Annotated in this window: 19 protein-coding genes; 11 read left to right on the top strand and 8 right to left on the bottom strand. The window is 64.6% G+C overall.

Annotated features, from left to right (window positions below; all coding sequences use genetic code 11):
* Window positions 1-30: 30 nt before the first annotated feature.
* The 4 genes from PHI64_RS12175 to PHI64_RS12160 all read left to right on the top strand — a co-directional run bounded on the left by PHI64_RS12175 (window position 31) and on the right by PHI64_RS12160 (window position 2,013).
* A complete protein-coding gene (locus PHI64_RS12175; RefSeq protein WP_299883006.1) occupies window positions 31-471 on the top strand; it encodes a GNAT family N-acetyltransferase in 441 nt (146 codons plus the stop codon).
* 3 nt (window positions 472-474) lie between these two features.
* Window positions 475-897 (top strand): MAPEG family protein, encoded by a 423-nt coding sequence (locus PHI64_RS12170; RefSeq protein ID WP_299883004.1) that lies wholly within the window; start codon window positions 475-477, stop codon window positions 895-897.
* Between the two features lie 91 nt (window positions 898-988).
* On the top strand, window positions 989-1,690 hold the full coding sequence (locus PHI64_RS12165; protein WP_299883003.1) for an AzlC family ABC transporter permease: 702 nt from the start codon (window positions 989-991) through the stop codon (window positions 1,688-1,690).
* Window positions 1,687-2,013 carry an AzlD domain-containing protein gene (locus PHI64_RS12160; protein WP_299883000.1) on the top strand — a complete coding sequence of 109 codons (327 nt, stop codon included), beginning with the start codon at window positions 1,687-1,689 and terminating at the stop codon, window positions 2,011-2,013. The genes PHI64_RS12165 and PHI64_RS12160 overlap by 4 nt, the downstream gene beginning before the upstream one ends.
* 216 nt (window positions 2,014-2,229) lie before the next feature.
* On the opposite strand, the gene lgt is transcribed toward PHI64_RS12160, so the two are convergent.
* The 8 genes from lgt to uvrA all read right to left on the bottom strand — a co-directional run bounded on the left by lgt (window position 2,230) and on the right by uvrA (window position 12,326).
* Window positions 2,230-3,012, bottom strand: coding sequence for a prolipoprotein diacylglyceryl transferase (gene lgt, locus PHI64_RS12155; protein WP_299882998.1), 783 nt, complete (start codon window positions 3,010-3,012; stop codon window positions 2,230-2,232).
* An 8-nt stretch (window positions 3,013-3,020) separates the two neighbouring features.
* Entirely contained in the window at window positions 3,021-3,707 is a 687-nt protein-coding gene (locus PHI64_RS12150) for a YceH family protein (RefSeq protein ID WP_299882996.1), read from the bottom strand.
* Between the two features lie 79 nt (window positions 3,708-3,786).
* Window positions 3,787-4,695, bottom strand: coding sequence for a DUF1186 domain-containing protein (locus PHI64_RS12145; protein WP_299882993.1), 909 nt, complete (start codon window positions 4,693-4,695; stop codon window positions 3,787-3,789).
* A gap of 59 nt (window positions 4,696-4,754) precedes the next feature.
* Window positions 4,755-6,374: a methyl-accepting chemotaxis protein gene (locus tag PHI64_RS12140; RefSeq protein WP_299882991.1), complete on the bottom strand. Its 1,620-nt coding sequence runs from the start codon at window positions 6,372-6,374 to the stop codon at window positions 4,755-4,757.
* Window positions 6,375-6,420: 46 nt separating this feature from the next.
* On the bottom strand, window positions 6,421-6,717 hold the full coding sequence (locus PHI64_RS12135) for an EAL domain-containing protein (protein WP_299883064.1): 297 nt from the start codon (window positions 6,715-6,717) through the stop codon (window positions 6,421-6,423).
* Window positions 6,626-8,242, bottom strand: a complete 1,617-nt coding sequence (locus PHI64_RS12130) for a bifunctional diguanylate cyclase/phosphodiesterase (RefSeq protein ID WP_299882989.1) — start codon at window positions 8,240-8,242, stop codon at window positions 6,626-6,628. Before PHI64_RS12130 ends, PHI64_RS12135 begins: the two co-directional genes overlap by 92 nt.
* Before the next feature lie 148 nt (window positions 8,243-8,390).
* Window positions 8,391-8,993: a response regulator gene (locus tag PHI64_RS12125; protein WP_299882987.1), complete on the bottom strand. Its 603-nt coding sequence runs from the start codon at window positions 8,991-8,993 to the stop codon at window positions 8,391-8,393.
* Between the two features lie 498 nt (window positions 8,994-9,491).
* A complete protein-coding gene (gene uvrA / locus PHI64_RS12120) occupies window positions 9,492-12,326 on the bottom strand; it encodes an excinuclease ABC subunit UvrA (RefSeq protein WP_299882985.1) in 2,835 nt (944 codons plus the stop codon).
* A gap of 66 nt (window positions 12,327-12,392) precedes the next feature.
* On the opposite strand from uvrA, the gene PHI64_RS12115 reads away from it, so the two are divergent.
* From PHI64_RS12115 to brxC, 7 genes are all read left to right on the top strand, one after another.
* Window positions 12,393-13,589, top strand: coding sequence for an MFS transporter (locus PHI64_RS12115; protein WP_299882983.1), 1,197 nt, complete (start codon window positions 12,393-12,395; stop codon window positions 13,587-13,589).
* Window positions 13,590-14,362: 773 nt separating this feature from the next.
* On the top strand, window positions 14,363-15,268 hold the full coding sequence (locus tag PHI64_RS12110; protein WP_299882981.1) for a WYL domain-containing protein: 906 nt from the start codon (window positions 14,363-14,365) through the stop codon (window positions 15,266-15,268).
* Between the two features lies 1 nt (window position 15,269).
* Window positions 15,270-17,363 (top strand): RecQ family ATP-dependent DNA helicase, encoded by a 2,094-nt coding sequence (locus tag PHI64_RS12105; protein WP_299882979.1) that lies wholly within the window; start codon window positions 15,270-15,272, stop codon window positions 17,361-17,363.
* The gene (locus PHI64_RS12100) at window positions 17,360-18,763 is read left to right on the top strand and encodes a DNA-processing protein DprA (RefSeq protein ID WP_299882977.1); all 1,404 of its coding nucleotides are present in this window, start codon (window positions 17,360-17,362) and stop codon (window positions 18,761-18,763) included. Before PHI64_RS12105 ends, PHI64_RS12100 begins: the two co-directional genes overlap by 4 nt.
* Before the next feature lie 55 nt (window positions 18,764-18,818).
* On the top strand, window positions 18,819-19,604 hold the full coding sequence (locus PHI64_RS12095; protein WP_299882975.1) for a hypothetical protein: 786 nt from the start codon (window positions 18,819-18,821) through the stop codon (window positions 19,602-19,604).
* On the top strand, window positions 19,591-20,142 hold the full coding sequence (locus PHI64_RS12090) for a BREX protein BrxB domain-containing protein (RefSeq protein WP_299882973.1): 552 nt from the start codon (window positions 19,591-19,593) through the stop codon (window positions 20,140-20,142). The genes PHI64_RS12095 and PHI64_RS12090 overlap by 14 nt, the downstream gene beginning before the upstream one ends.
* 13 nt (window positions 20,143-20,155) lie before the next feature.
* Entirely contained in the window at window positions 20,156-23,596 is a 3,441-nt protein-coding gene (gene brxC / locus PHI64_RS12085; RefSeq protein ID WP_299882971.1) for a BREX system P-loop protein BrxC, read from the top strand.
* The last annotated feature ends 11 nt before the right edge of the window (window positions 23,597-23,607 follow it).

Raw genomic sequence — 23,607 nt, 5'->3', positions numbered from 1 at the left:
GAGCGTCCGGCGTATGGAAGGGAAAGAAGAATGGAAGTGCGAGTGGCGTCCACGGACGCAGAGATTGCAGCCTGTTTTGCGGTGATGCAGGCCCTGCGTCCGGATCTGCAGGAGGCGGATTTCGTTGCCCGGGTCCGCAGTCTGGCCCTGACAGGCTATGGGCTGGCCTACGGGCTTGAGGGTGAGCGTGTGGCTGTGGTGGCAGGTTTTCGCCTGGGTGACAGCCTGGCGCGGGGGCCTTTCCTGTATGTCGATGATCTCGTTACGGCCCCCGAGCTGCGCTCGCGTGGCCACGGAGCGGCCATGCTGGCGTGGTTGCGCCAGTTGGCCAGAGACAAGGGTTGCGCCCGGCTGCACCTGGATTCCGGCCTGCAGCGCACCGACGCCCACCGCTTCTATGAGCGCGAGGGCATGGGCAAGTCGGCCTATCACTTCTTCGCGTTGCTGCCCCCCGCCGACGGGCCGGCCTGAGCCATGAAGTCGTCCATCCTGTACCCCCTGTTCGCTCTCTCCGGGTGGACCTTCCTGATCCTGGTGTTGATCGCCTACCGGCGCATCGGCGCCGGCCTGGCCGGGCGGGTGAGGCCAGCCGATTTCCGCTTCGGCGAGTCGGCCGCCGTACCGCCGGAGGTGTGTCTGCCCAATCGCAACTACATGAACCTGCTGGAGCTGCCGGTGCTGTTCTATGTGGTGGGGCTGATCGGTTTCGTCACGGCTCAACAGTCGGCGCTGCAGCTCGGCCTGGCCTGGGCCTACGTGGGCTTGCGGGTGGTGCACAGCCTGATCCATCTCAGCTACAACAACGTCTATCACCGGCTGGCTGTGTTTGCCCTGAGCAACCTCGTGCTGCTGGCCCTGTGGGGGCTGGTGTTGCAGGGCGTGCTGGCGGAGGGCTGAGGGGGGGCGGAGTTGACCTTCACGTTAACCCCGACAGCCCCGGAAACGGGCGCGTGCTAAGGTCGCCCGCTCGATTCTGAAAGGAGTGGGCATGTCCCCGCGTTTCCGGGACGGCTTGCTGGAGGGCTTTCGCGCCTTCCTGCCCCTGTCCGTCGGCCTCATCCCCTGGGCGCTGGTTACCGGTCTGACCATGGCCGGGGCCGGCTTTACGCCGCTGCAGGCCATGGGCATGAATGTGATCGTGTTTGCCGGCACGGCCCAGCTCGGCACCCTGCCGCTCATCGCCGCCGGCACGCCGGTATGGCTGATCGTCATCACCGCGTTCGTGCTCAACCTGCGCTTCATCATCTTCAGTGCTGCCATCGCCCGGGGGTTTCATGGCGTGCCCCTGGGGGCACGCTGGCTGTCCGGCCACCTGCTCACCGACGGGGCTTTCGCCACCTGCCTGGAGAAGATGCTGTCCCATCCCGACCCGCACTGGCGCCTGGGTTATTACCTGGGGCCGTCCCTGTGGTCCTGGCTGCTGTGGCAGTTGTTTGCCTTCTGTGGGGTGATGGCGGCGGGCTCGATCCCGCGGGGCTGGTCCCTGGAGTTCATGGCCACCATCGCCTTGATCGTGCTGCTGGTACCCATGGCCCGGGTGCGGCCGATGCTGGTGGCGGCCCTAGTGGGCGGCGGCCTCGCCGTGGCCCTGCGCGGCATGCCCCTGCGCCTGGGAGTGATCGTGGCCATTGTGGGTGGCATTGCGGCGGGCTTTGCCGCCGAGAGCTGGCGCGGAAAGGACCTGCCATGAACTACGACTGGACCCTGTGGGGCCTTTTCATCCTGCTTGGCCTGGCGACGACCCTGCCCCGGGCCAGCTTCATCGTGTTGGGTGAGCGAGCGGCCCTGCCCGAATCCCTGCAGAAGGCCCTGCGTTATGCCCCGGCCGCGGCGCTGGCAGCCATCGTGGCGCCGGACATCTTCGTGTCGGGTGGCGAGCTGACCCTGTTCAGCCCCCGGCTGGCGGCGGCCGTGGCCGCGGTGCTGGCCGCCCTGCTGTTCCGCAACCCCTGGCTGCCCTTCATCGCCGGCATGGGGGTGTTGTGGGGGCTCGGGCATCTGATCCCCGGCTAGGGTGGTGCCGGAGATGCTGAGCGACAGGCACCCATTGCGCAGGGCTATGTTCGCGCCAAGTATGTAATCACTATCCCCGGGCGGCTCTTCGTGCCTGGAGAACCCAGCCGGTCGGGGGGAGGCGCTTCCCAGCGCTAACGCGCACAGCGCCTTGCGTAATTCCGGATCAATCCGATTCCGCTGCACGTCCTGGCCGGGGCCTGCCCGGCCAGGACCCTAGTCCTGCCGTTTCACCGCCCAGGCCGCCATGGCGAGGCCGGCCAGGATCATCGGCAGGGACAGCCACTGGCCCATGGACATGCCGAAGGTGAGCAGGCCAAGGAAGTCGTCGGGTTCGCGGCCGAATTCGGCGATGAAGCGGAAGCCGCCATAACCGATCAGGAAAACGGCTGAGATCAGGCCGCGGGGGCGGGGTTTCGCCGAGAACCACCACAGGATCAGGAACAGACTGACCCCTTCCAGTGCGAACTGGTAGAGCTGCGAGGGGTGGCGGGGCAGGGCGTCCACCTGGGGGAAGATCATGGCCCAGGGGCCGTCGGTGACTCGCCCGACCAGTTCGCCATTGATGAAGTTGCCCAGACGCCCGGCAGCCAGGCCCAGGGGCACCAGGGGAGCGATGAAGTCGGTGACGGCGAGCCTGGGGCGGTTTGTCTTGCGTCCGAACAGCCACATGGCCACCAGCACGCCCAGGAAACCGCCGTGAAAGGCCATGCCGCCCTGCCAAACGGCCAGGATTTCGGCCGGGTGGGAGAGGTAATAGGCGGGCTTGTAGAAGAGCACGTAGCCCAGCCGTCCGCCCAGAATGACTCCCAGCACACCGTAGAACAGCAGATCGTCGATCTGTTGGGCATCCCAGCCCAGTTCGGGCCGGCGCCTGGCATGCACGCGGCCGAGGATCACGAAGAGGACGAAGGCGACGAGGTACATGAGGCCGTACCAGCGTACGGCCAGGGGGCCGAGGGAAATGGCGATGGGGTCAAACTGGGGGTGGACGAGCATGCCTGGACTCACTGGAACTGTTTGCGGAATTCCTCGAACTCGTTGGTCAGCCATTCGAGCTGCTGGCGCAGACGGCGGACTTCCTCTTCGAGCTCACCGACGCGGCCGCCGCGGGGGGCGCTGCTTTCACCGGTTTCGAAACTTTGCTGGGCGGCGGCTTCGCCGCTCATCAGGTGGGTGTAGCGGGCCTCCTTGGTGCCGGGGGCCTTGGGCAGCTGAATGGCCATGCCCTTGTCGTTGAGGCGCTCAAGCACGCCTTCCACGTCGGCCGTGGAGGTGAAGGTGTGCATGCGCTCGCAGCGGGCGCGGATCTCGCCCACGGTCTGGGCGCCGCGCAGCATCAGGATGGTGAGCACGGCCTGCATCGGTGGGGTGAGGGAGTGGCGCAGGCGGATCTGGTGTTCCCACTTGGCGACGCGGGCGCCGGCCTGGTGGCGCTGGGTGACCAGGCCGCGTTCGACGAGGCGGTCGAGGGTGGCCAGCACGGTGGCTTCAGACAGGCTCATCACCGGTTCGCGCCCGGTGAGCTGGTTGCAGCCGGTGACCAGGGCGTTGACCGACAGGGGGTAGGTGTCGGGGGTGACGAAGGATTTTTCGATGAGAACGGCGAGGACGCGCACCTCGAAATCGTCCAGATCGAAACCGGAGCGGGTTTCAGGTGCGGCGGCGGGGACGTCGGGGACGGTGTCGGTCATGGCGGGATTCCGGAGTGGTGCGAGGGCGCCATGATAGCCGACGCAGTGCGTCGGCCTGATGGCAGGAGCGGGTGCCGGCTTAATTGGCGCCGTGGCACTTCTTGTATTTGCGCCCGCTGCCGCAGGGGCAGGGGTCGTTGCGGCCGACCTTGGCTTCGTCGCGGACGATGGGTTCGCGCAGGGTGCCGAGGGGGATGGGCGGCAGCTCGACCGGCGGCATGTGGTGGATGTGGGGCCACAGGGCGATCTCGGGCATCAGGTCGTCGATCAGGCCATGGCCGGCTTCGCGCACGCTGGCGAGGGTGGCGGCGGGGCTGCGCTGGATGTCCGTTTCGAGCTGGGTGGCGTCCACGTAGCTGTCGTCGATGAGGCCGGCGGCAAACCACTCGCGGATCAGGGGCAGGTGCTCGGTGGCGCCCAGGTCGGCCAGGTGGGTGACGACGGGGTCGATCAGCGGAAAGTCGCTGTTGCGCTCGGGGTCGTCCTTGAGGGCCTGGGCTTCGCGGCTGCCGAAGTCGGCGAGGAAGTCCACCACCGGGCCCCGGCTGCAGCGCCCTTCGAGGGCGGCGAGGGTCAGGGCTTCGAGGGCGGCGGCCCGGGCCCAGGCGCTGGCGCCGTCGTCGTCGGCGAGGCTGATCAAGGGGGTCAGATCGCCGTCGCAGGTGGACGCGAGGGCGCGACCGTAGCTGTCATGGACGAGCTGGCCGAAGACGGTGTCCACCCGGCTTTCGTCCAGATGTCCGAGCTCGGCCAGCGGGCGGTAGGCGCGGCTGTCGCGCCAGCGGGCGAGGAGCAGCATGGCGTAAAGATGCAGCACGTAACCGTCGGCCTGGGCGGGGGTCGGGTCGATGGCGAGGGCTTCGAGTTCGGCGAGCAGCGGAGGGGCGATTTCGGCCCGATGGCTGTCTGCCTGCAGCAGTTCGGCCAGGGGCAGGGGGTTTGTCAGGCGTTCCAGCCGGGGGCGGAGGGCGGACCAGAGTTCGGACATGGGCGTGGAGGAAGTTGCGACGGGCTTTAGTGTACTCCCTGTGCTGACGGACGCCTGTCTTACACCCGGAAGCGACGGGCTGTTTCGCGGGCCGTGAGGGCCAGCTCTTCCAGGTTGTCGGCGGTCTCGGCGGCCTGGCGGGTGGCCGCGTGGTTCTCTTCGGACATCTGAGCAATGCGTTCCATGTGGCTGGTGATGTCGGAACTGGCGGTGCGCTGCTCCTGTAGGGCGAGGGAGATCTCGCCGACGGTGGTGACGATGCGGCCGGTGCTGTTGCTGATGCGGCACATTGACTCGCGGGCCTGCTCGGCCTTGAGTACGCCGGCTTCAACGCGCTCGACGGCTTGCCCCATGGTGGTGACGGCGGCGTTGGCGCTGTCCTGGACGGCGCTGATCATGGCGCCGATCTGAGTGGTTGCGCTGGCGGTGCGCTCGGCGAGGGTGCGTACCTCGTCGGCGACGACGGCGAAGCCGCGCCCGTGCTCCCCGGCCCGGGCCGCTTCTATGGCTGCGTTGAGCGCTAGCAGGTTGGTTTGGTCGGCGACACCGCGGATGACGCCAACGATGGAGGAGATGGTCTGGGCCTGGCTGCCGGCGGTTTCGATTACCGTGGCGGCGGTGCCGACGGTGTCGGATATGCGCCGCATCTCGGCGACGTTCTCGTCGATGACCTGCCGGCCTTCATCGGCGAGGCCGCCGGTTTCGGTAGTGATGGCATGGGCATCGTCGGCCCGGTCGGAAACGTGGGCGATGCTTACCGTGACCTGTTCGACGGCGGCGGCGACCGCGGAGGCGGATTCGCTCTGCTGTTCGGTGCTGTGGGTGATCTGGCTGGCGTTCAGGGCCAACTCTCGGGCGGCGTCGGAGAGGGCGTCGGCGTTTCTGCTTAGCTGGATGGCCATGCTGCGGAGGCTGTCCTGCATGGATTTCATTGCGGCGGTGACGCTGTCGGTGTCGCCGGGACGCACGGTGATGTCGGTGCCGAGGTTGCCCGCGGCGATGCGGTCGGCAATGTCCTTGACGGCGTCGGGCTCGCCGCCAAGGGGGCGGGTGACCGAGAGGGTGATCCAGCGGGCGAGGGCCAGCGTGATGACAGAACCGAGGACGAGCACGATGATCAGCAGGTTACGGGACGCGGCGTAGGTTGCCCGCGAGTCTGCGCCGGCCTGCTGCATCAGCGTGCCCTGGAATACCCGCAGGGCGTCCATTCCGGCTAGCACGCTTTCCAGCGCCGGTACGGTCTGGCTTACGATGAGGCGGGCGGCCTCGTCGTCCTTGCCTGTTTCGATGAGCTTGAGCACCGCGCTGAACGACTCACCGAACTGCTGGCGGCTGTCACGAATGCGGGTCATCAGGGCTAAGCCTTCGGGGTGAGTGACGAGGGTATCCAGTTCGTTCAGCTTGGTTGTGATGCGTTCGCGGTTGTCGGCGATGAGCTTGAGGGCGCCTTGGCGATCGGTGCTGTACTGCAGGCCCATCACGGCCCGTGTGCTGGCGTTGGCGAGCCCTTCGATGTCGCTGATGAGGGCCGCCTTGCGCCAGTCCCGGTCGATGATCTCGTCGATGGCCGTATCGGACAGGGCGAGGCGTTGCAGGCCCAGTCCGTTGCTGGTGATGAGCAGGACGAGCAGGACGCCGAACCCGAGGGTCAGGCGCATGGCGGTGGTCAGCTTGGTCATGGTGTGCTCTCTCACGGGAACATTGTCGTTGGGGGCGCCGGGCGGTTCAGGCCAGGGAGAATAGGGCCAGTTCGTTGGGCGCGAGCGGTCGGCTGAACAGGAAGCCCTGGATGTGGTGGCAGCCCAGCTCCTGGAGCAGAGCGAGCTGGGCGACGTTCTCGACGCCTTCGCCGACTACGTCGAGGCCGAGGCTGTGGGCCAGGGAGGCGATGGCGCGGACGATGGTGGCTGCCTCCCGGCTGCGCTCCATCTCATGGACGAAACTGCGGTCGATCTTGAGGGTGCGTACCGGAAAGCGCATCAAGTAGGCGAGGGATGAGTAGCCGGTGCCGAAGTCGTCCACCGCCAAGCGGATGCCCCGGGTGCGTAGGGCTTCGAGATTGATGTTCAATCAGTGTTCTGGATTCTCTGAGGATGCCCCGGGTGCGTAGGGCTTCGAGTACCGCAGCGGAAGCCTCGGGGTTGTCCATGAGGGCGCTCTCGGTGAGTTCGAGTTCGAGCAGGCGGGGATCGAAATCGGTTTCGTCGAGGGCTGCGGTGACGTCCTGGAGCAGGCCCACGTCGCGAAACTGGCGGCTCGACAGGTTGAAGGCGAGGCGCAGGCCGGGCTGGCCGCTTTGCTGCAGGTGGCGTGTCTGGCGCAAGGCTTCGCGCAGGGCCCAGCGCGACACTGGAACGATCAGCCCGTTTTCTTCGAGGAGGGGGATGAAGTGATCGGGCGGCACCGTGCCGTGGATGGGGGAGTGCCAGCGCAGCAGGGCTTCGATGGCGATGGGGCGCTGGGTGTGGGTGTCGATGATGGGCTGGTAGGCAACGGCAAACTCGCCGTTTTCGAGGGCGCCGCGGATGGCGACTTCCAGGGTGAGGGTGCGCATGGCGCTGGCGTCCATGGCGGGCTCGAAGAAGCGGAAGCTGTTGCGACCGGCCTCCTTGGCCCGGTACATGGCCAGATCGGCGCGCATCAGGAGTTCGTCCGGGGTTAGGCCGTCCATGGGGTAGAGGGCCAGACCGATGCTGACGCTGACGAAGAGCCCTTGGGGTGGCGCTACCGGGAAGCGCGGGGCGAAGGCTTCGAGGACCTTGCGGGCGACCTGTTCGACCACGTCGGGGCTGTCCACGTCTTCCTGGATCAGGATGAATTCGTCGCCCCCCAGGCGGGCGACCGTGTCGGTGGCACGCAGGCATTGGCGCAGGCGGCTGGCGGCTTCGATGAGTACCCGGTCGCCGGTGTTGTGGCCGAGGGTGTCGTTGATGAGCTTGAAACGGTCCAGGTCCACGAACTGCACGGCTACCGCTTTGGTCTGGCGATGGGCGCGCTGGATGGCCTGGGTGAGGCGGTCGCGGAGCAGGCTGCGGTTGGGCAGGCCAGTGAGGGCATCGTAGTTGGCCAGGTATTCCAGGCGGCGCTCGGCGGCGATGCGGGCGGTGACGTCCTTGCCGGTGGCGACAAAGTGGCTGATCGTGGCGTCGGCACCCCGGATGGGGCTGATGGTCTTTTCCTCGTAGTAGAGCTCGCCACTGCTGCGCCGGTTGGTGAACACGCTGCGGAAGGATTCCCCCGCTCCGATGGTGTGCCACAGCTCGGAGTAGAAGGCCGGCGGGTGCATGCCGGAGGCGAGCATGGAGGGGCTGCGACCGACGATCTCGCCGGCGCGATAGCCGGTGATGCGCTCGAAGCTCGGGTTGACGTATTCGATGATGCCGTCGGCACGGGTGATCATGACGGCGTCGTCGGTCTGCTCCACGGCTCGGACCAGGATCTGGACGAAAGGGTTGGCGTCGCGGTTGAGGTAGGTGGCCTCAGCAGCGTTGAGCGTCTCGCCGGAGGAGGCCTCGGCTTCCGGTCGGTGGTGGGAACTGGCAGTCATGGTGCCCCGCGTGAAATGTCGCATCGCCCGGGGCGGTGTACGCAGTGGGCGGTCGGCTGCAGTCAGTCTGGGGCGGGGGCGGGGCCCGTTTTACTGTCGCCGTGGCAGGCGGCGGTGAAACATGCCTGGGGGTTTACGGTGGAAATTCCTATGTCTTGAGGGCGACCCCGCGGCTGGCGATCAGCTCGCGGGCGAGTTCGCCGAGCTTGCGTCGGCTGGAGCGAGCCTGACGGCGCAGGAATTCAAAGGCTTCCGGCTGCTCCAGGTCGAGCAGGACCATGACCATGCCGGTAGCGACGCTGATGTCGCGCTCCTGGTTCAGGGCATTCTGAAGCTGGTCACGGGTGCCGCGCAGGGCTTCGATGTCGGACCCCCGAGCCAGCGCGGTGGCGATCATCGGGGGCACCTGCTGGGCGTCCACCGGCTTGACGGCGTAGGCCAGTGCGCCCTCGATGATGGCCCGCTCGACGCAAGATTCCCCCCGGCAGCTGGTGAGCATGATGAAGGGAAGGCGGTACTGCTCACGCAGCAGCGGGGCGAGTTCCAGCCGAGCGGAGCAGGGCAGCTTTTCGTCAAGGATGGCAAGCTGGAAGTTGAGCTGGCCGAGAAGAGCGAGGGCGTCCTCAGCCCTGCTGGCGGTCATGACTTCATAGCCGGCCGCTTGGAGGCTGAGGCTGAGGGCGGCAGCGAACTGCTGATCGTCTTCGATCAACAGGATGCGGGCGCGGTGGGTTGTGGTGTCAGGGCTCATGGCTGGGCTCCTGGGGTGGCCTGGCCGAATTGACTGCGAGGGCATGCTGCACCTGTCGGGTGTAGGGCGTCCGGCCGGGTTTTCGGCGCGATGGAGGACAGGCAGGCGTGGGGCTGGGTGCCGGGTGTGCTGGGCTCTACGGCCCGCTCCCGAGGAGTGCGGTACTGGGGCCGGATGAGCGGGAGATTCAGGCGGGTACCCGCGCTGGTCGACGGGGTGGTGCTGTGCCCTGCGGGTGGGGGAAGTACTGCCTGAGGATGTGCCCCCGAACTACGTGATCCCATGTGTTGCCTGCGATGCGGTTTGACATCGTGGGCGCGGGGGCGGGGCGCCAGATGAAATGTTCCGGTATGTGTTTCTACCGGCATTCCCGGGCGAGCGCCCTGGGCCGGGATATCAATTTAGGTAAAGTCATAATACCCCATAGTCCGGGCTCGCGGGCACCTGGGGGGAGATGTCCCTCAAGGATGCGGGCCGGACTAGGGGTGTTCAGGGGCGTCAGGGGGCGGCCGTGGGGGCCAGCAGCCTGGCCAGGTAGCGTCCGGTGTGGCTGGCGGCATTGACGGCCAGGTCTTCCGGCGCCCCGGCGCCGACCACCGTGCCGCCGCCATCGCCCCCTTCCGGGCCCATGTCGATGAGCCAGTCGGCGGTCTTGATGACGTCCAGGTTGTGCTCGATGACCACGATGGTGTTGCCGTGATCCCGCAGGCGATGAAGCACCGACAGGAGCAACTCGATGTCGGCGAAGTGCAGGCCGGTGGTGGGCTCGTCGAGGATGTAGAGGGTGCGTCCGGTGTCGCGTTTCGACAATTCCAGGGCCAGCTTGACGCGCTGGGCTTCGCCACCCGACAGGGTGGTGGCACTCTGGCCAAGGCGGATGTAGCCCAGGCCGACCTGCATCAGGGTCTCGAGCTTGCGGGCGACGATGGGCACGGCGCTGAAGAACTCCAGGGCCTGCTCCACGGTCATCTCCAGCACTTCGTAGATGGTCTTGCCCTTGTAGCGGATCTCCAGGGTTTCGCGGTTGTAGCGTTTGCCGTGGCAGACGTCGCAGGGTACGTACATGTCGGGCAGGAAGTGCATCTCTACCTTGATCATGCCGTCGCCCTGGCAGGCCTCGCAGCGCCCGCCCTTGACGTTGAAGCTGAAGCGGCCGGGGCCGTAGCCGCGGGCCTTGGCTTCGGGCACGCCGGAGAAGAGGTCGCGGATGGGGGTGAGCAGGCCGGTGTAGGTGGCCGGGTTGGAGCGTGGGGTGCGGCCGATGGGGCTCTGGTCGACATTGATGACCTTGTCGAAGTGGTCCAGCCCCTCGATGCCGGTACACGGGGCGGCGTCGATGCTGCTGCCGTTTACATGGCGGGCCACGTGGGCATACAGGGTGTCGTTGATGAGGGTGCTCTTGCCCGAGCCGGAAACGCCGGTGACGCAGGTGAACAGGCCCACCGGGATGTCGATGCTGGCGTCGCGGAGGTTGTTGCCGGTGGCTCCGTTGATGCGCAGCATGCGCTCGGGGTCGGGGCGGTGCCGGGTGGTGGGCACGGCAATGCTGCGGGTGCCCGACAGGTAGGCGCCGGTGAGGGAGTCGGGGTGGGCGGCCACGTCTTCCGGCGTGCCCTCGGCGATTACCTGGCCACCGTGTTCGCCAGCACCGGGGCCCATGTCCACCACGTAGTCGGCCATGCGGATGGCGTCCTCGTCGTGCTCGACAACGATCACGGTGTTGCCCATGTCGCGCAGGCGGCGCAGGGTTTCCAGCAGACGGTCGTTGTCGCGCTGGTGCAGGCCGATGGAGGGTTCGTCGAGCACATACATGACGCCGGTGAGGCCGGAGCCGATCTGGCTGGCGAGGCGGATGCGCTGGGCTTCGCCGCCCGACAGTGTGTCGGCGGAGCGGTCGAGGGACAGGTAATCGAGGCCTACGTTGATCAGGAACTGCAGGCGGCTGGAGATTTCGGAGACGATCTTGTCTGCCACCTGGGCGCGCTGGCCGGTGAGGCTGAGGCTGTCAAAGAAGGCTTTGCACTGACCCAGGGGCAGGCGGCTGATCTCGGACAGGTTTCGACCGCCGATCAACACGAAGCGTGCTTCGGTGCGCAGGCGGGTGCCGTGGCAGGCCGGGCAGGGTTGGTTGGCCCGGTATTTGGCCAGTTCTTCGCGTACGGCGACGGAGTCGGTTTCCTTGAAGCGTCGTTCCAGGTTGGGGATGATGCCTTCGAAGGCATGTTCCTTGAGCACCGCCTTGCCCCCGTCTGACAGGTAGCGGAAGGCAATCTTGTCCTTGCCTGAGCCGTGCAGAACCACTTCACGGGTACGCTCGGGCAATTCTTCCCAGGGGGTCTCGATGTCGAAGCCGTAGTGGCTGGCGAGGCTGGCCAGGAGCTGGAAGTAGAACTGGTTGCGCCGGTCCCAGCCGCGGATGGCGCCGGAGGCCAGGGACAGTTCGGGGTGGGCGACGACCCGGGCGGGGTCGAAGAAATCCACATGGCCGAGGCCGTCGCACTTGGGGCAGGCACCCATCGGGTTGTTGAAGGAGAACAGGCGCGGTTCGAGTTCGGCCAACGCAAAGCTGCACACCGGGCAGGCGAACTTGGCCGAGAACAGGTGTTCTGTGCCGCTGTCCATCTCCACGGCGATGGCGCGGCCCTCGGCATGGGTGAGGGCGGTTTCGAAGGATTCGGCGATGCGGCCGCGCAGGTCCTGGCGCACCTTGAGGCGGTCCACCACCACCTCGATGGTGTGCCGCTTGGCCTTGTCGAGGACCGGCAGGTTGTCGAGTTCATGGACGATGCCGTCCACCCGTACCCGCACGAAGCCCTGGGCGCGCAGTTCGACGAACAGGTCGGCCTGCTCGCCCTTGCGGCCGCTGACCACCGGCGCCACGATCATCAGCTTGGTTTCTTCGGGCAGAGCCAGCACCGCGTCCACCATCTGGGAGATGCTCTGGGCTTCCAGGGCGTGTTCGGGGTGGTCGGGGCAGTGGGGCGTGCCGGCTCGGGCATACAGCAGGCGCAGGTAGTCGTGGATCTCGGTGACGGTGCCCACCGTGGAGCGCGGGTTGTGGCTGGTGGCCTTCTGCTCGATGGAGATGGCCGGCGACAGGCCCTCGATCAGATCCACGTCCGGTTTCTCCATCAGCTGCAGGAACTGCCGTGCGTAGGCCGAGAGGCTTTCCACATAGCGGCGCTGGCCCTCGGCGTAGAGAGTGTCGAAAGCCAGCGAGCTCTTGCCGGAGCCGGACAAACCGGTGATTACGGTGAGCTTGTTGCGCGGAATGTCGAGCGCGATGTTCTTCAGGTTGTGGGTGCGGGCACCGCGGATTCGGATGGCGTCCATGGAGCGTTCGGGGTTTGGGCAACCTGTTAATATACGCCTCTTGCCCCTCCCCACGCAGCACGTTTGATGGCTTCTCCTAACAACGACAAGATGAGCCCGGCCGAGCGTCGCGCCGGCATTTCGCTGGCCGCGATCTTTGCTCTGCGCATGCTCGGCTTGTTCCTCATTCTGCCGGTCTTCGCGGTGCACGCCCATGGCATGCCCGGTGGCGACAACGTGGCGATGGTCGGCATGGCCATCGGTGCCTACGGGCTCACCCAGGCTTTCCTGCAGATCCCCTTCGGCGCTGCGTCCGACCGTTTCGGGCGCAAGCCGGTGATCGTCTTCGGGCTGCTGCTGTTCATTCTCGGCAGCGCCGTGGCCGCTCTTGCCCAGGATGTGCAGACGGTCATCATCGGCCGGGTGCTGCAGGGCGCCGGGGCCATCTCGGCGGCGGTCACGGCCCTGGCGGCCGACCTCACCCGCGACCAGCACCGCACCAAGGTGATGGCCATGATCGGCTCTTCCATCGGGCTGGTGTTTGCCTTGTCGATGGTCGCAGCCCCGCTGCTGTATGCGCTGATCGGCATGAGTGGCTTGTTCTGGCTCACTGCTGCGCTGGCCGTCGGTGCCGTGCTCACCGTGCTCTTCATCGTGCCTGCCGCACCGCCCGTGCCCCGGGCCACCGGGCGTTTCTCCGAGGTGTTGGCCGATGGTCAGCTGATGCGCCTCAACTTTGGCGTGTTTGCCCTGCATCTCATGCAGACCGCCATGTGGGTGCTGGTGCCTGCCGGCCTGGTCGCCGCTGGCCTGCCGATGACCGAGCACTGGAAGGTCTATCTGCCCGCCGTGCTGCTGTCCTTCGTGGTGATGGTGCCGGCCATCATCATGGCCGAGAAGAAGGGGGCCATGAAGAAAGTCTTCAATTCCGCCATCGCGCTGCTGCTCGTGGTCCAGGCCGGCCTCTACCTCTCGGGCGGCACCGGCTTGTGGCCACTGGCCATTCTACTGACCCTGTTCTTCATCGCCTTCAACGTGCTTGAGGCGACCCAGCCCTCGTGGATCTCGCGGATTGCTCCGCCCCACGCCAAGGGCACGGCCCTGGGCATCTACAACACACTGCAGTCCATCGGGCTGTTTCTGGGCGGTGCCCTGGGCGGCTGGCTGGCCCAGCATGTCGGTGCCGGTGCGGTGTCCCTGCTTGGCGTCGGCCTGGCCCTGGCGTGGCTGATCCTCGCCTCGGGTATGGTGCCACCGCCGCTGCGGCGCCCGGCTGCCGCCTGAGCCGCCCCAACGAATTTTTCTGTGCAGGGACAATTTATTTTGTCCATCTAAGGCGCCTTTAGAGACAATTTATTTTGTCCAAATGAGGCTAGGGACAATTAATTTTGTCCAACGCGCGATGGCGGGTGCACGCGAAGTGCTGTTTGAAACTCAAGTGGCCAGGCCTTGGATGCCGCAGGGAGAGCCTTCGCTTTGCTCTCGTGTAGATATCGACGGACATCGGCATCGAACTCAATGGCCTTCCGCGCGATGACCTAGAGCATGTCGATCTGCTCTGGGGGCTGGCTTCATGAGTCAGCAGGTTACCCCTCCGCTGCCTGAAGCTCGACGCGCTGGGGCCCTCGCAGGCGCAGAACGGCTCGACCCCCAAGCTACTTGCTGCAAAGCGCGCCGCCTCCGCGTGCGATGCCGTGGAGAAAAGCCAGCTTAAAGATGTCCTAGATGCCATCTCCTCCGGTCAGAAACTCATGAGACTGCGGGTGGTGGCGCGTCAATTCGCTCACTGTTCGGGCGAGTCTGTCGCAGTTCCTTTCGTCAGCCCCAAACGTAAAGATCGGTCATGGCCCAAGAACTTTTCTCGTGGACGCGGGTGGGCTGGGCGCTGAAAGCACATGCCAATTGCGCTTTCTTTGAAGTTCAGGGCGTAGAAATTAGTTATTGTAAGGCGACGGATCAACAAACTATAACGCGTTTGTAGACACGCGATAGTGCAGATCGTATGCTTTTGAAATGATCCGCATAAGCCTTTGCTAACTCGAACGAGCAACCTCAGGATGTTGAACGAACAGCTTGCAGAGCTCACTCAGCCGCAGCGCGACCGCCTCGCGTTCGTGGAGTTGCGCTTGCGCTTCATCGGGGAGATCCGCCGCCAGGATCTGGTCGCACGTTTTGGCATCCAGTCGGCTGCGGCCAGCCGGGATCTGGCACTCTACAAAGAGCTGGCCCCGGGCAACATCGACTACGACTCCAAAGCCAAAACCTACGTCCTCGGACCGGACTTCCAGGCGGTTTTCGACTTTCCCCCTGAACGGGTGCTGTCCTGGTTGACCCAAGGTTTCGGGGACGGGGAGCCAATGCGGCTCAAGGCCTGGGTGGCTTGCGAGAGTCCATCGCGGCTTACTCACCCGGACCTGGACGTGCTGGCCAGCGTGACCCGGGCGATCCACCAGGAGTGCCCGCTGGCGATCGAGTACCACTCTATATCCAACGGCCAAGCCGAGCGCCAGGTCGTGCCGTTTGCGCTGATCGACAACGGCCTGAGGTGGCATGTCCGGGCCTTCGACCGGAAGTCGCAGGAATTTCGTGACTTCGTGATCACGCGGATCAGGCGTCCCCGGGTGCTGAAGGGAGAAATCCCCGAAGCGCACGAACTCAGCGACCAGGACATCCAGTGGACGCGCATCGTGGAGCTTGAGCTTGTTCCGCATCCGGACCAGCCACGTCCGGAGATCACTGCGATGGACTACGGGATGCAGGACGGGTCGTTGCGCATGAAGCTGCGCGCGGCAACAGCAGGCTACATCCTGCGCAAGTGGAGCGTGGACTGCTCGCCTGACCATAGCCTTCGTGACCATGAGTTCAGGCTGTGGCTGAAGGACCCGCTGGCGCTCTACGGCGTCAAGAACGCCGTGTTGGCACCGGGCTACCGCTCTCCTGAAAAGAACAAGGGAGAGCCATGAGATGACCTACAACACACAACGCGCGCTGGAGTTGCTCCGGATCGGCTCTGGACGCGCCGACGCAACCTTCCGTGGAGGCCAAGAAGGCGCGATTCGCCACATCGTCGAAGGGCGAGGCCGCCTGCTGGTCGTTCAGAAGACCGGATGGGGCAAGAGCTTCGTCTACTTCATCGCGACGAAGCTGCTGCGCGACAGCGGCAACGGTCCCGCGCTGCTGATTTCCCCGCTGCTGGCGCTGATGCGCAACCAGATCGCCGCGGCAGAGCGCATGGGTGTTCGCGCCGCCACGCTCAACTCCGACAATTTTTCCAGCTGGACCCAGGTAGAAGCCAAGCTTGCCCGTGGCGAGATCGATATTCTTTTGATCTCGCCCGAGCGCCTGGCTAACGAGCGCTTCCGCACGCAGGTACTGGCCGGCATCGCGGCACAGATCTCGATGCTGGTCATCGACGAAGCGCACTGCATCTCCGACTGGGGACATGACTTCCGACCTCACTATCGCCTGCTGGAGCGGATCGTCAAAACACTGCCGCCGAATCTGCGACTGCTCGCTACCACGGCAACGGCAAACAATCGCGTGATGGAGGACCTTGCTACCGTGCTCGGTCCGAAGTTGGACGTCTCGCGAGGCGACTTGAATCGGACATCACTTTCCCTGCAAACGATCCGCTTACCCAGTCAGGCTGAGCGCCTTGCCTGGCTGGCAGAGCAGCTGGCAACGCTGAAAGGCCACGGCATCATCTATACGCTGACGGTGCGAGACGCTAACCAAGTTGCCGACTGGCTCAAGACCAAGGGCTTCAATGTCGAGGCCTACTCTGGCAAAGCTGGCGACCGCAGGGAAGCTCTAGAGCAGGCGCTGCTCAACAACGAAGTCAAGGCACTCGTCGCAACGACGGCGCTGGGCATGGGCTATGACAAGCCCGATCTGGCCTTCGTCATCCACTACCAGATGCCGGGCTCGGTCGTCGCCTACTACCAGCAAGTGGGACGCGCAGGGCGCGCGCTGGAGTCCGCCTACGGCGTGCTGCTCAGCGGTCAAGAAGAGTCGAACATCACCGACTGGTTCATCCGAAGCGCGTTCCCGACCCGCGAGGAAGTCGCCAGTGTTCTGGGGGCACTCGAGGACGAGGAAAAGGGGCTATCGATGCCAGAGCTTCTCAGTCGAGTCAATGTGAGCAAGATTCGCATCGAAAAGACGCTTGATCTTCTCTCCCTCGAGGCTTCGTCTCCCATTGCCCTCGATGGCAGCAAGTGGCAACTCTCAGCCGCTACGTTGAGCGATGAATTCTGGACGCGGGCAGAACGACTCACTGCTTTGAGGCGTGACGAACATCAACAAATGGAGAACTACGTCAGTCTGCCATTTGGTGCTCACATGCCTTTCCTGGTCGAGGCGCTCGACGGCGATCCAGGAACTGCCACTGACCCGATGCTTCCTCCACTACCGACCCATGTTGGCGAGGCATTGGTTGATGAAGCGACCGCATTCTTGCAGCGCACTGGCTTAACAATTCAACCGCGCAAACAGTGGCCGTTGGGCGGCATGCCTAAGTATGGCCTCCTTGCCCCATTGGGACCACGAGGTATCGCACATGAACATATTGCGCAGCCCGGCAAAGCCCTGTGTATATGGGGTGACGCTGGTTGGGGGGGCCTGGTCCGACAAGGCAAATACCACGACGGCAAGTTTGCCGACGACCTGGTTGGGGCGTGCGTGAAGATGATTCGCGAATGGAACCCCCAGCCCAAACCGACCTGGGTGACGTGCGTGCCCTCGCTGCGGCACCCCGATCTCGTCCCCAACTTTGCCAAGCGCTTGGCTGCGGCTCTGGGTCTGCCGTTTCATATGGTCATCGCGAAAACTGACGCCAGGCCCGAACAGAAAACGATGGCAAACAGCACACAGCAGGCGCGCAACATCGACGGCTCGCTGGCACTCAACGGTCAGCCGGTGCCCTACGGGCCGGTGATTCTGGTCGATGACATGGTGGACTCACGCTGGACGCTGACCGTGGCCGCGTGGCTACTGCGCAAGAGCGGAAGCGGCGACGTCTACCCCATGGCGCTCTCTCAAACGGGGCACGACGAATGACGCCCGCGCTGTCCCCCAACACCCAGGCGATCTTGCTGCTGACGGCGCCGCTGATCGCTGGGCGCAGTACATCGTCATCGGAGCTCCTGTCGCCCGGCGAATACAAGCGCCTCGCGCGTCACCTGTGGGAGATACAACGCCAGCCTGCGGACCTCGTGTCACCAGATGCGGCAGACCTCCTGCGGGCCTGCCATCCTGTGATTGATGAAGCTCGTCTGCAGCGCTTGCTAGGGCGTGGCTTCCTCCTCAGCCAAGTCATCGAACGTTGGCAGGCGCGCGCCATCTGGGTGGTCAGCCGCGCGGATGCAGAGTACCCCCGCCGTCTGAAGGCCCGCCTGCGCGAAGACGCCCCGGCGGTCATCTACGGCTGCGGCGACATGGCCTTGCTGGATTCGGGCGGCCTCGCCGTAGTCGGTTCTCGCCATGTGGACGACTCGTTGATCGACTACACGATGGCGGTGGGCCGGTTGGCGGCTCGGGCTGGAAGAACGCTTGTATCCGGTGGTGCCAAGGGCATCGACCAGGCCGCCATGCGCGGTGCGCTTGACGCGGGCGGCAAGGTCAGCGGCGTGCTTGCGGACAGTCTGGAGAAGACGACCATGAACCGCGAGCACCGCAATCTGCTGCTCGATGGCCAACTGGTGCTGATTTCGCCCTACGACCCGAATGTGGGGTTCAACGTCGGCAACGCAATGCAGCGCAACAAGCTGATCTACGCGCTGGCCGATGCATCCCTGGTTGTCAGCTCCGATCTGAACAAGGGCGGCACCTGGACGGGCGCCGTCGAGCAGCTGGACAAGCTCAAGTTCGTGTCTGTGTACGTTCGATCCACGGTAGCTTCGTCTCCCGGACTCGATGCCCTGCGCAGCAAGGGAGCGCTCCCCTGGCCGAACCCGCAAGACGCCGATACGTTCGAAGCTGTGTTCGAGGTTGCTGCGCCCACGCCGGTGCCGTCACCGCAGTCAGGCCTTGCACTGTTTTCCGAAGACAGACCGTCGGGCGTTGCACCCACGACACCTTCGACTCCGGGTACAACACCGGCGATCGAAGCGCCGAGCGAGCCAGTGCGGCCACCCGCCGCTGCACCCATCGATGAACTGGTTGAGCCAACGCCGGAACTAGCTGCTTCGGCTACCCCGGCACCTGAAGCCGCCCCCGAAGCAGCCAGCCCGATGGAGACAGCGGCTTCAACACCAGCGGACACGCTGTTTGCGACCGTCCGAGGCGTGATTCAACTGCTGCTGAAGGCCCCGATGAAAGACGCCGAAGTCGCGGAAGCCCTGGACGTGACCACTGCTCAAGCCAAGGCGTGGTTGCAGCGGCTTATCAATGAAGGCGTGATCGAGAAGCAGAAGAAGCCAGCGGGTTACATCGTCAAGCAGAGCAGCCTTTTCGAGTAACCCATGATGATGCCGACTGAACACCAGGACTTACCCCAACGTGAATGCAGAGAACATGCACAACAACAAGCTGGAGCGCCTCGGGTTCAGTTATGAGCGCGGCGGGGTTCATACCGCCCGGACGATGATGCTCGCCGAGCTGCGCGCGCTGCTGTCCTTTGTGGACGCTGCCAACGCAGCCAAGGCCGACTACCTGGATGCCATTCAGACTGCCAATTGCCTTGGCAAGCGCTCGGGCAAGACGCGGACGCTGACCTTCCGGCACCTGGCCGACCTCTACGCGCTCGACGCTAGCGTGTTGGTGTTCCGTGCCCTGCGTTTCTTCTGGCAACGCGATGTGGATGGACAGCCATTGTTGGCAGCGCTGTGCGCCTACGCACGTGACCCCCTGCTTCGGGCCACGGCTCCCTTTGCCTTGGGCTTCCAGGAAGGGGCCACCGTCACCCGTGAGGCGATGGAAGAGTTCATCGATGCGCTAGAGCCTGGGCGCTTCAGCAAGGCCACGCTCAAGTCCACCGCGCAGAACATCAATTCGTCCTGGACTCAGGCGGGTCACCTGGCTGGCCGCGTCCGGAAGGTGCGGGCCAGTGCTGTGGCGACGCCAGGCACGGTCTCGTTGGCACTGCTTCTGGGCTACGTCAGTGGTCTGCGCGGCGAGTCGCTGCTGAAGAGTGACTTCACCCGGATGCTCGACTGTTCATTTGAAAAGACGATCGAGTTGGCCGAGGACGCCTCGCGCCGGGGCTGGATCTCGCTCAAACGCGTCGGCCAGGTGGTCGAAGTGCTTTTCCCGAACTTGATCACTGCGCAGGAAATGGAGTGGCTCCGTGAGCAGAATTAAGCGATTGACCCAGTCCTACAGCAAGTACGTGGCTGTGCCTTGGCGCGATGACGCCGCCGCTGCCCAGCGCGTCATTTTCTGCGTCTATCACGAGTCCGAAGAGCTGCGGCTACGGGCCAAAGTCGACGAGTTCGAGATCGCCACCCGTGCGGCAGGTCATGACTGGGCGTTGTTCGATTTGACGGATTCGTTCCCCAACTGGCTGGCGTCCCAACGGTATGCCAAGAGCTACTTCCAAAAGCCCAACCTCCTGTCCACGCTGCTGCCCAAGTACCTCAGCTACATCGAAGCCGAGTTTGAGACCTTCCTGCAAGACGAGAACGTCAGCGAGGAGTTTGTTGTGGCACTGCAGGGCGTGGGCTCTCTGTTCGGCTTCTTGAAGGTCAAGGAAGTCGTGGACAAGCTCGCGCCCAAGGTGAAGGGCCGTCTGCTGGTGTTCTTTCCCGGTAGCTACGAAGACAACAACTACCGCTTGCTTGACGGGTATGACGGCTGGAACTACCTCGCCGTGCCGATCACCGCAGACAAAGAATTCTGATTAAGGGGAAAACATGCTCAATCGTGACATCTACCAAAAGGATCCGTCGACCCGAAAGCTGGTCAATGAGGGCGTGGCCAGCGTCAACGACGAGAAGACCAACCAGGCGCTGTCCGTGCTGCGGTACGAGCTCGAAACCTTCGTTTGCGATGGCCAGTACGAAAAGGGCCTGGAGCACATCCTCGACGTCTACCTGAAGAACATCGAGCAAGCCGAGCAGCCCGCCGCGTGGGTCAGCGGCTTCTACGGCTCGGGCAAATCGCACCTGGTCAAGATGCTGCGGGCGCTTTGGGTCGACAGCAAATTCGACGACGGCGCCACCGCACGCGGCATTGCCACCTTGCCCCAAAGCGTGAGCGATCAGTTGAAGGCGCTCACCACCCAGGCCAAACGCCATGGCGGCCTGCACGCGGCGTCTGGCACGCTGGGCTCCAGCTCGCGGGACAAGTCTGTCCGCATGGCCCTGCTGGGCATTCTGTTCAAGTCCGTTGGCCTGCCCGAGCAGTACCCGGTCGCACGCTTTGTCATGTGGCTTCAGCACGAAGGCATCTATGACGCAGTGCGGGGCCATGTTGAGAAGAGCGGCTTCGACTGGAACGAAGAGCTCGACAACTTCTACGTGGCCGAGGGCCTGCACGAAGCCCTGGCCAAGGCCAAGCCCAACCTGTTCACGTCGCCAGCGTCCTGCGTCGAGACCCTGAATAACCTGTACCCCTATGTGCAGGATGTCTCCAGCGGCGACATGCTCAAAAGCATTCGCCAGGCACTGACCCGCGATGGCAAGTTCCCGCTCACCCTAGTGGTGCTGGACGAGGTGCAGCAGTACATCGGCGAGGACAGCCAGCGCTCCATCGATGTGCAGGAGGTGGTCGAAGCCTGCTGCAAGAACATCGGCGCCAAGATGTTGTTCATCGGCACCGGCCAAACCGCTGTCACCGGCACCTCCAACCTCAAGAAACTCGAAGGCCGCTTCACCGTTCGCGTTGAGTTGTCCGACGCCGACGTCGATGCAGTGATCCGCCAGGTCATCCTGGCCAAGAAGCCCGAAGCCAAAGCACCAGTCGAAAAGGTGATGCAAACCAACCTGGGCGAAATCTCGCGCCACCTGGCCGGCACCACCATCGGCCACCGTCCTGATGACATCCAGTTCTTCCCACAGGACTACCCGATCCTGCCGGTGCGCCGTCGTTTTTGGGAGAACACCCTGCGCGTGCTCGATCAGACGGGCACCGACAGCCAGTTGCGCAACCAGCTCTCCATGATCCACAAGGTTATCCAGACGAATGTTGACGCTCCGGTCGGCAGCGTCGTGCCGGCGGACTACCTTTACTTCGATGCGGCAGACAAGCTGCTCCAGTCGCGCATCCTCCCGCGCAAGGTTCATGAGCGGACCATGGTCTGGATCAAGGGGACCGAGGACCAACGCCTGATGGCGCGAGCCTGCGGCCTAGTGTTCCTGGTCAACAAACTCGCCAGCAGCAACAACGAGATTGGCATCCACGCCACGCTCGACACGCTGGCCGACCTGTTGGTTGAAGACCTGACACAGGGATCCAGCGCCTTACGCAGCAAGTTGCCCGGCATCCTGGAAAAGTGCGAACTGCTGATGAAGGTGGGTGACGAGTACCGCATCCAGACCGAGGAAAGCGCCGCCTGGAACGACGAGTTCCTCAGTCAGCGCAATAGCCTGGCCAACGAGGCTCACCGCGTGGACGCAGAGCGCGACGACCGCATCCGCCGCCGCTTCGGCGAGATCGTGCGCAAGCTGTCGCTGACGCAAGGCACGTCCAAGGTCACGCGCGACATCTTCCCGGTGTTCGATGCGCAGTTGCCGGGCGACGCCAGTGAGAAGGTCTGCGTCTGGGTGCGTGATGGCTGGAGCATCGACGAGAGCTCGGTACGTGCCGACGCTCGCCAAGCGGGCAATCAGTCACCTACCGTGTTCGTGTTCATCCCCAAGCGCTCGGCTGACGATCTGCGCCACTATTTGATCGACTTCAAGGCGGCGAGTGCCACGCTGGATAAGCGCGGCGTGCCCAACACCGCCGAGGGCACCGAAGCCCGCTCGGCCATGGAGACCACCAAGCAGACCGCTGAGGGCAAGATCCGCGAGCTGCTGCAAGAGGCCTTCTCGGGCGCCCGAGTCTTCCAAGGCGGCGGCAACGAGATCTTGGGCACCGACCTGCAGGAGATGGCATTGGAAGCAGCCACCAACGCACTGCAGCGGCTCTACCCGCAGTTCCACATCGCTGACCACACCGGTTGGCCCAAGGTTTACGAGAAGGCGCAGAAAGGGGCTCCGGACGCACTCAAGAGTGTGGGCGACGACGGCGAGCCCGCCAAGAACCTGGTGTGCAAAGCTATCCTGGCCTTCATTGCCGGCGGCAAGAAGGGCATCGACGTCCGCAAGCACTTCGAAGGCGCCACCTACGGCTGGCCGGGGGACGCGGTGGACGGGGGCTTGCAGGTGCTGCTGGTGGCCGGGCTGATCCGCGCCCTGGATGATAAGGGTCAGACCATCGACCCGAAGGACCTGGAACGCAAGGCCATCGGCAAGACCATGTTTAAGGTCGAGTCGGCAACCGTTTCGGCGGCGCAGCGCATCCAGATCCGCAAGGTACTGCAAAAGATCGGTCCCACCCCTAAGCCAGGCGAAGAGCAGGCCTACGTGCCGCAGTTTCTGGTCAACGCGCAGAGGTTGGCAGAGCGCGCTGGGGGTGATGCCCCGCTTCCTGCACGCCCGGACATGAAGGGGTTGGAAGAGATCCGCCTCACGGCAGGCAACGAGCAGCTGCTGGCTCTGTACAACCAGCGCGACGAACTCAGCACCGCGATCGACACCTGGACGGATCTGGCCGAGCGTATCGCCAAGCGCCTGCCCGCCTGGAACACGCTTAAGCGTCTGCTGGCCCAGGCCAACGGCTTGTCGGGTGCCGAAGTCTTGGTGGCGCAGGTCACACACCTTGAGCAGCAACGCCAACTGCTGGAGGAGCCCGACCCTGTCACCCCCCTGGTGGCCAGCCTAACGCAGTTGCTGCGCGACGAACTGAACCGCCTGCATACCGATTACCAGACCCGCCACAAGAACGGCATGGCGCGCCTGGAGGGCGACACCAACTGGCAGCAGTTGGAACCCGAACAACGCAACACCCTGCTCGCCGCCCAAAAGCTCACCTTGACCGATGCACCCAAGGTGCAAGTGGCCAACACCGACGAGGTGCTGGCAACGGTTGATCGGCTGTCGCTTTCGTCGTTTGCCGACCGCGTGGCCGCCATCGACTCACGCTTTGACGCTGTGCTGGTGGCAGCCGCCGAGTTGATGGAGCCCAAGGCGCAGTTCGTCAAGCTGCCCAGCCGCACTATCAAGACCATTGAGGACATCGAGGCCTGGCTGCTGGACGCCAAACAGACCATCGCACAGGCCCTGAAAAGTGGTCCGGTCATCCTTCACTGAGGCCTGATTCC

The sequence above is a fragment of the Zoogloea sp. genome (assembly GCF_028689785.1).
GTDB lineage: Bacteria > Pseudomonadota > Gammaproteobacteria > Burkholderiales > Rhodocyclaceae > Zoogloea.
The sequence above is the reverse complement of the archived record's forward strand: the minus strand, read 5'-3'. Positions and strand labels throughout refer to the sequence as shown.